Origin of the sequence: uncultured Allobosea sp. (genome assembly GCF_945956895.1) — a bacterium.
GTDB lineage: Bacteria > Pseudomonadota > Alphaproteobacteria > Rhizobiales > Beijerinckiaceae > Allobosea.
On record NZ_CAMFJF010000103.1, the window covers coordinates 1 to 7,480 of the forward strand.

At 65.8% G+C, this 7,480-nt stretch carries 7 protein-coding genes; 1 reads left to right on the forward strand and 6 read right to left on the reverse strand.

Going from position 1 to position 7,480, the window contains the following annotated elements:
- The 6 genes from Q0Q02_RS22275 to Q0Q02_RS22300 all read right to left on the reverse strand — a co-directional run.
- Window positions 1-525 (reverse strand): fructose-bisphosphatase class II (locus tag Q0Q02_RS22275; protein WP_293812820.1); only part of this gene is annotated, 525 nt, incomplete at its 3' end.
- A gap of 45 nt (window positions 526-570) precedes the next feature.
- The gene (locus tag Q0Q02_RS22280; protein WP_293812821.1) at window positions 571-1,923 is read right to left on the reverse strand and encodes a homoserine dehydrogenase; all 1,353 of its coding nucleotides are present in this window, start codon (window positions 1,921-1,923) and stop codon (window positions 571-573) included.
- A gap of 69 nt (window positions 1,924-1,992) precedes the next feature.
- Window positions 1,993-2,811 (reverse strand): class I SAM-dependent methyltransferase, encoded by an 819-nt coding sequence (locus Q0Q02_RS22285; protein ID WP_293812822.1) that lies wholly within the window; start codon window positions 2,809-2,811, stop codon window positions 1,993-1,995.
- A 94-nt stretch (window positions 2,812-2,905) separates the two neighbouring features.
- Window positions 2,906-3,337 carry a hypothetical protein gene (locus Q0Q02_RS22290; protein ID WP_293812824.1) on the reverse strand — a complete coding sequence of 144 codons (432 nt, stop codon included), beginning with the start codon at window positions 3,335-3,337 and terminating at the stop codon, window positions 2,906-2,908.
- Between the two features lie 194 nt (window positions 3,338-3,531).
- Entirely contained in the window at window positions 3,532-4,752 is a 1,221-nt protein-coding gene (locus Q0Q02_RS22295; protein ID WP_293812826.1) for an LL-diaminopimelate aminotransferase, read from the reverse strand.
- Between the two features lie 185 nt (window positions 4,753-4,937).
- On the reverse strand, window positions 4,938-5,396 hold the full coding sequence (locus tag Q0Q02_RS22300) for a hypothetical protein (RefSeq protein WP_293812828.1): 459 nt from the start codon (window positions 5,394-5,396) through the stop codon (window positions 4,938-4,940).
- A 117-nt stretch (window positions 5,397-5,513) separates the two neighbouring features.
- Between Q0Q02_RS22300 and phaC the strand changes: the two genes are divergently transcribed.
- Complete coding sequence (gene phaC / locus Q0Q02_RS22305) at window positions 5,514-7,334, forward strand: class I poly(R)-hydroxyalkanoic acid synthase (RefSeq protein WP_293812830.1); 1,821 nt, start codon at window positions 5,514-5,516, stop codon at window positions 7,332-7,334.
- Window positions 7,335-7,480: the final 146 nt, after the last annotated feature.

Sequence of the window (7,480 nt, forward strand, 5' to 3'; positions counted from 1 at the left end):
CATGATCAGCGTCGAGATCTCGCTCGGCTTCACGCCCTTGGCCTTGGCCAGCGCGTTGATGTTGTCGGCCGGCGAGGCGTCGAGATCGATGACGCCGGGCTGGTAGCCGGGGCCGATCGCGATCTTGTCCATGTAGACGTCGGGGGCGTAGAGCAGGCTGCCGGCGCCGGCCATCGCCATCACCGCGATCGAGCCGGGCATGTCCTTGGCGCAGAGCGTGGTGCCCTCGAGCGGATCGACCGCGATATGCACCTTCGGGCCCTGCTTGTTGCCGACCTTCTCGCCGATGAAGAGCATCGGCGCCTCGTCGCGCTCGCCCTCGCCGATGACGATCTCGCCATCGATCGGCAGGCGGTTCAGTTCACGGCGCATCGCATCGACCGCAGCCTGGTCGGCCGCCTTCTCGTTGCCGTGGCCGCGCCAGCGGGCGGCGGAGACGGCAGCGCGCTCAGTGACGCGCACGAGTTCCATCGAGAGATAGCGCTCGATGATCTGATCGGGAGAGATGCGAAGATCGACGGACATGAAATTCTAGTCCCCTTTGAAATCGGGAGATGGAAGGAGGTCTTCTCAGACCTGTTCGCGTTCAATCCGAATAACTTGTGGCGGTTCCGCGACATGGCCGTCGGCGGTGACCTTTTCGAGGGCGGCGCGGATGGCACTCTCGCTGGTGGCGTAGGTGATGAGCACGACCGGAACCGGCGCGCCCGAGCGACCGCCGGGATCGCGCGTCGCCGCCTCGGGCGAGCGACGCTGGACGATGCTCTCCAGCGAGATATCGGCCTCGGCCATGCGGGTGGCGATGGCAGCAGCGGCGCCGGGGCGATCGGCGACGGCGAGACGGACATAGTAACCGCCCTCATGGCGCTGCATCGGCGCGCGCTTCGCCTCTTCCAGGCGGGCGACCGGCAGGCCGAAAGGCAGACCGGCGGTGCCGCGCGCGACATCGGCGATATCGGCGACGACGGCGGAGGCCGTCGGATCACCGCCGGCGCCGGGGCCGACCAGCGTGATCTCGCGCACCGCATCGGCATCGACGCTGACGGCGTTGAGCACGCCCATCACCTGCGCGATGGCGGAGGATTTCGGCACCATGGTCGGGTGCACGCGCTGCTCGATGCCGGTCTTGGTGCGCTCGGCGACGCCGAGCAGCTTGATGCGATAGCCGAGATCGTCGGCCATCTTCAGGTCGAGCGGCGTGATCGCGGAAATGCCTTCGACATGAATCGCTTCGGCGTCGATCTTCGTACCGAAGGCGAGGCTCGTCAGGATCGCGAGCTTATGGGCGGTGTCGAAGCCCTCGACATCGAAGGTCGGGTCCGCTTCGGCATAGCCGAGACGTTGCGCGTCCTTCAGGCAGGCCTCGAAGGTCAGCCCCTCCTGCTCCATGCGCGAGAGGATGTAGTTGCAGGTGCCGTTGAGGATACCGGAGATGCGGCTGACATTGTTGCCGGCCAGCGCCTCGCGCAGGGTCTTCACGATCGGGATGCCACCGGCCGAGGACGACTCGAAGGCAAGCGCCACGCCCTTACTCTCTGCCAGCTCGGCCAAGGCGACGCCGTGAGCGGCCAGCAACGCCTTGTTGGCCGTCACAACAGGCTTGCCCGCCGAGAGCGCGGCTTCGACGGTCGCCTTGGCCGGACCGTCCGAACCGCCCATCAACTCGACCACGCAGTCGACCTCGTCCGATTTTGCCAGCGCGACCGGATCATCGAACCAGGCAAGGCCGCCGAGATCGACCCCGCGGTCACGCTTGCGATCGCGGGCCGAGACCGCAACCACCCGGATGGCGCGACCGCAGCGGGCAGCCAGAGCATTTTCCTGCCGTTGCAGGATCTTCAGCACCGAGGCGCCGACCGTGCCGAGACCGGCAAGGCCGATGCGCAGAGGCTGGGAGGCGTTCGAAAGGGCAGCGCTGGTCATGGGCGCGGGGTCGCATGCGGCGCGGTGCGAGTCAACGGAGAGTGGTGCTCCGACGCCTGCGAAATCGTCTCAGACCTCGCTTCGCCGGGCCGAAACCACGAAGGCGGAGAGAGCTCCCTCGATCGGGCCCGAGCCGAAGCGGTGCTCCAGCGCCTTCGCCACGACCTCGGTGGCCACTTCGAGCCCAGGCGTGCCGCGCGCCTCGATCTCGCCACGCATCGGCGTCCCCTGACAGAGGCCGATCGCGACATCGGTCGCTGAAGCGGCGCGGGAGCGCTTCTCGACGCGCTCGATCTCCGGCCGTGGAAAGCCGCCGGCCATGATGTCGAGTTCGATCATGCCGACATCATGATAGCCGTGCGGGGTGCGCGCGAGGAAGCGTGGCGGGTCGTCGGGAAACAGCTCGGCCAGCGCATCCAGCATGACCGCCGTGAAATCGTTCGTCTCTACGGTGTCCCAGACATTGAACAGGAGGCGCCCGCCCGGTTTCAGGACACGCAGCGCCTCGGCATAGCCCTTCGGCTTGTCGGGAAAGAACATCGCCCCGAACTGGCAGACGACGGCATCGAAGCTCTCGTCGGGAAATGGCAGGTCGAGCGCGTCCGCCTGCCGGAAGACGAGCCTGTCGTCGCCCGGGAACCGCGCGGCGGCAAGGTCGAGCATCGCCGGGTTGAGATCCGTCGCGACGATGCTCGCCCCGTCGAGGCGCGCCGCCATTTCCTGTGTCAGCGCACCCGTTCCCGCCGCGATCTCGAGAATGCGCCTGGGCCCCCCGGCCATGACGCGGGCAGCCAGGTCCTCGGCATAGGGTCGAAAGATCAGAGGTACGAGCAGCCGGTCGTAGATCCGCGGAACGGGGCCGGCGAAAACCTTGTCCGTCGCTTCCATGGCGGCACCTGTCGTTGCAGCCCTGTCTCAGGATAGCGCAGCGACTGACCTAACGAAACGACCTTGTTCGGTCTCCTCGCGACGAGGCGCCTGCTCAACCGAAGTGGCAGACGACCTCGGCGGCGACGCGCTTCACCTTGCCATCCTCGAAGCCGAGATAGATGCGCAGCAGGTTGGTGCCGAAGGCGGTCGCCTTGATGGTGTGCAGCGCCTCGATGCTCGCCCCCTCGGAGACGGTGCTGTTCTCGACCACAGGCGTCCAGAACCAGGGCTTGGGCGGATCGATCGTGACTTCCGAGAGAACGCGCTCGGCATCGGCCCGGCTGGTTCCGACCGGAATGTAGCGGGCGACGATATCGGTGGCGTCGCGGGCGCATTCGCGGCCATTGGTGACCGTCAGCACGTCCGAAATCAGGGCCGAGCGCGTCTGCGGGATGCGGCCCCTCGAATAGTCATATGTCGCGACGAGGCAGACCAGCGCGAAGACGGCGAAAGCGACGCCGAGCAGGCGGCCTTTGCGTGACATGGAAACGAGCCTCGGGCGCGATGCGGAGCAAGCCGTCCGCATCGCATCGGTTCCCATGTTTTGCGGCCGCGGTCCAGAGCCCTAGCCGTCATTCTCGGGCGGAGCGAAGCGCAGACCCGAGAATCTCGTGACGAGATGACACTGGTTTCCGAGATGCTCGGGTCAAGCCCGAGCATGATGATCTGGATAACGCCCTACCCCGCCTTCGGCATCTGGATGACGTTGTGCAGCGTCGTGTCGGCGCCCTTGAGGAAGCGGCCGATATTGCGCGCGGCCTGGCGGATGCGTTGCTCGTTCTCGACGATGGCGATGCGGACATAGTCGTCGCCATGCTCGCCGAAGCCGATGCCCGGCGCGACCGCGACCTCCGCCTTCTCGATCAGCAGCTTCGAGAATTCCAGCGAGCCGAGATGGCGGAACTTCTCGGGGATCGCGACCCAGGCGAACATCGAGGCCTCCGGCGCCGGAAACTCCCAGCCGGCCTTGCCGAAGCTCTCGACCAGCGCGTCGCGGCGCTTGCGATAGATCTCGCGCATCTCGCGGATGCAGTCGTCGGGGCCGTTCAGCGCAGCCGCCGCCGCGACCTGGATCGGCGTATAGGCGCCGTAGTCGAGATAGGATTTCACCCGTGCCAACGCCGCGAGCAGGCGCTCGTTGCCGACGGCGAAGCCCATGCGCCAGCCCGCCATCGAGAAGGTCTTCGACATCGAAGTGAACTCGACCGCGACATCGATCGCACCCGGCACCTGCAGCATCGACGGCGGCGGGTTGTTCTCGTCGAAATAGACCTCGGCATAGGCGAGATCGGAGAGCAGGATGAGCTCATGCTTCTTCGCGAAGGCGACGAGGTCGCGGTAGAAATCGAGCGAGGCGACATAGGCCGTCGGATTGGCGGGATAGCAGGTGACGAGCGCGATCGGCTTGGGCACCGAATGCATCATCGCCCGCTCCAACGCCGGGAACATTGCCGGCGTCGGATCGGCCGGGACGGAGCGAATCACGCCGCCCGCCATCAGGAAGCCGAAGGCGTGGATCGGGTAGCTCGGATTCGGCACGAGCACGACATCGCCCGGCCCGGTGATGGCCTGCGCCATATTGGCGAAGCCCTCCTTCGAGCCCAGGGTCGCGACGACCTGTGTCTCGGGGTTCAGCTTCACGCCGAAGCGGCGCTCGTAATAATTCGCCTGGGCGCGGCGCAGGCCGCCGATGCCCTTGGAGGCGGAATAACGGTCCGTGCGCGGCTTGCCGGCGGTCTCAACCAGCTTCTCGATGACGTGCTTCGGCGCCGGCAGGTCGGGATTGCCCATGCCAAGATCGATGATGTCGACGCCCTTGGCGCGCTCGGCAGCCTTGATCTTGTTGACCTGTTCGAAAACGTAGGGCGGCAGGCGCTTGATACGGTGGAAATCGGTCATCTCGAACAGATCCTCGGCCGCCCGGGAGCGGTGTCATGTTTTCGCCGGGATTACATCCTTGCGTCGAGGCTGCTTAGCATCGCATCTTTCGTCAGGACAGAGATAAAAACGCAATAAATTGCGATACGCAGATTATGGCAATGGACACGGCCTGCCGGCCGCGAACCTCCGAGGCTGGAGGAGCATCAGTTTTTCGGCGGAATATCCGCAGGCTTCGGCGCGGAGGTCGATGCGCCCAACGCCTTGGCCGTCTCGCCCGCAGCCTGGTTGGTCTTCTGCATGCCGTCGAGACGGGTCTCGATAGCTTTGAAGTCCGAGCGCGGCTTGCAGGCTTCCTTCGGGTCGTAGATCGGCGTGGGCGTGGCGAAGCGTACCGCCTGCCCGGTCGGCACATAGGCCGGCGGGGGCGTCGGGCCGGCACAGAGCTGCGCCACCGGAATTTTCGTCCCCACCGGAATATACTCCGTCCCCGCCGGGCGGGTTTCGCGGACGAAGGCCTTCGATTCCTGCGGCGTGGTCGCCATGCCGACGGCCTCGGCCGGCCCCTTCAGGCCGCCCTCGCCCGCGCACCCCGCCAGGACAGCCCCTGCCAGGAGCGCGGCCGACAGGAGAAGCGGCTTTTTCGCAGAGAGATCGGTCGGCATGAGGACTTCCGGCTGTTCGACGATTTTTCTTGGTAAAGCACAGCGGCTGCGTCCTTAATAGGACCAAAATGGAGCGCAATGCGCTACCCTATAACAACAGGGGCAAAGGGCGACATTATGAGCCGGAACAGCGACAAGGCGAAGGAGACCACCGGCCCGGCCGAAGCAGCCGCTCCCGACTTCGACCAGTTCGCGCAGAATATGGGCCGGCTCGTCGAGGAATACGGCAAGGTCACCGCCGCCTATCTGAAGCCGCTCGAACGCGGCGAGGCCAAGACCGGCCAGGCCGACGAGGCCAGCGACATGGTCAAGACGCTGGGCCGCGTCGCCGAGCGCTGGGTCAACGATCCCTCCAGGATCATCGAGGCGCAGGCCTCCCTTACCGGCGACTTCATGAACCTGTGGAGCGCGGCGCTGAAGCGGGCCGGCGGCGAGGAGGTCGCTCCCATCGCCGAGCCGGACAAGCGCGACGGCCGCTTCAAGGACCCGGAGTGGACCAGTCATCCGACCTTCGACTTCATCAAGCAGGCCTATCTGATCGGCTCGCGCTGGGCCGAGACGATGGTCGACAAGGCCGACGACCTCGATCCGCATACGCGGGAGAAGGCCCGCTTCTACATCAAGCAGATCGCCGGCGCCCTCTCGCCCACCAATTTCGTCGCCACCAATCCCGAACTGCTGCGCGAGACGATGCAGCAGAACGGCGAGAACCTCGTGCGCGGCATGAAGATGTATGCCGAGGATGTCGAGGCCGGCGGCGGCGAGCTCAAGATCCGCCAGTCGGACGCCAGCTCCTTCGAGGTCGGCGTCAATATCGCGACGACGCCGGGCAAGGTCATCTTCCGTAACGAGATCATCGAGCTGATCCAGTACGCGCCTTCGACGCCGCAGGTGCTGAAGCGGCCGCTGCTGATCGTGCCGCCCTGGATCAACAAGTTCTACATCCTCGACCTCAACCCCGAGAAGAGCTTCATCCGCTGGTGCGTCGAGCAGGGGCTGACGGTGTTCTGCATCTCCTGGGTCAATCCGGACGCGCGCCACGCCGCCAAGGATTTCGAGAGCTATATGCGCGAAGGCATCTTCGCCGCGCTCGACACGATCGAGGAAGCGACGGGGGAAAAGAAGGTCTCGGCGATCGGCTACTGCGTCGGCGGCACACTGCTCGGCGTGACGCTCGCCTATATGGCGGCGGTACGCGACAAGCGCATCGAGAGCGCCACCTTCTTCACCACGCAGGTCGATTTCTCGCAGGCCGGCGAGCTCTCGGTCTTCGTCGACGAGGAGCAGATCCGCGCTATCGAGGAGCAGATGGCCCGGACCGGCTATCTCGACGGAGCGCGGATGGCGGGCGCCTTCAACATGCTCAGGCCGAACGACCTGATCTGGTCCTATGCGGTCAACAACTACCTGAAGGGCAAGGCGCCGACGCCCTTCGACCTGCTCTACTGGAATGCGGATTCGACGCGGATGCCGGCGGCGAACCACTCTTTCTATCTGCGCAACTGCTATCTCGACAACAAGCTCTCCAAAGGCGAGATGCGGATCGGCGGCAAGACGCTCGACCTCAAGCTGGTCACGATACCGATCTACAACCTCGCCACCCGCGAGGATCATATCGCCCCGGCCCAGTCGGTCTTCAACGGCTCGCAATGCTTCGGCGGGCCGGTCGAGCATGTCGTCGCCGGATCGGGGCATATCGCCGGCGTCGTCAATCCGCCTGCCAAGGTAAAGTACCAGTACTGGACCGGCGGCTCCGCGAAAGGCCGTTATGCCGACTGGCTCGCCAAGGCCGACGAACATCCCGGGTCCTGGTGGCCGCACTGGTTCTCCTGGCTGGAGGCGCAGGCACCGAAGAAGGTCGCGGCCCGCGAGCCGGGGGGCGGCAAGCTCGAGGCACTCGCCGATGCGCCCGGGACCTATGTGAAGATGAAGGCTTAGGCTTGCGCGCGCCCGTCACGGCCACCGTTGTGGCTGCCATCCACGCCTTCAAGCCGGGCCTACCGGAGGAGCCTTTCCTGTAAGCTCGCGTTCGCCACCCGCCGCGCAAGGCGCGGCTACCCGGCTCGAGGCCGGGCATGACGGTC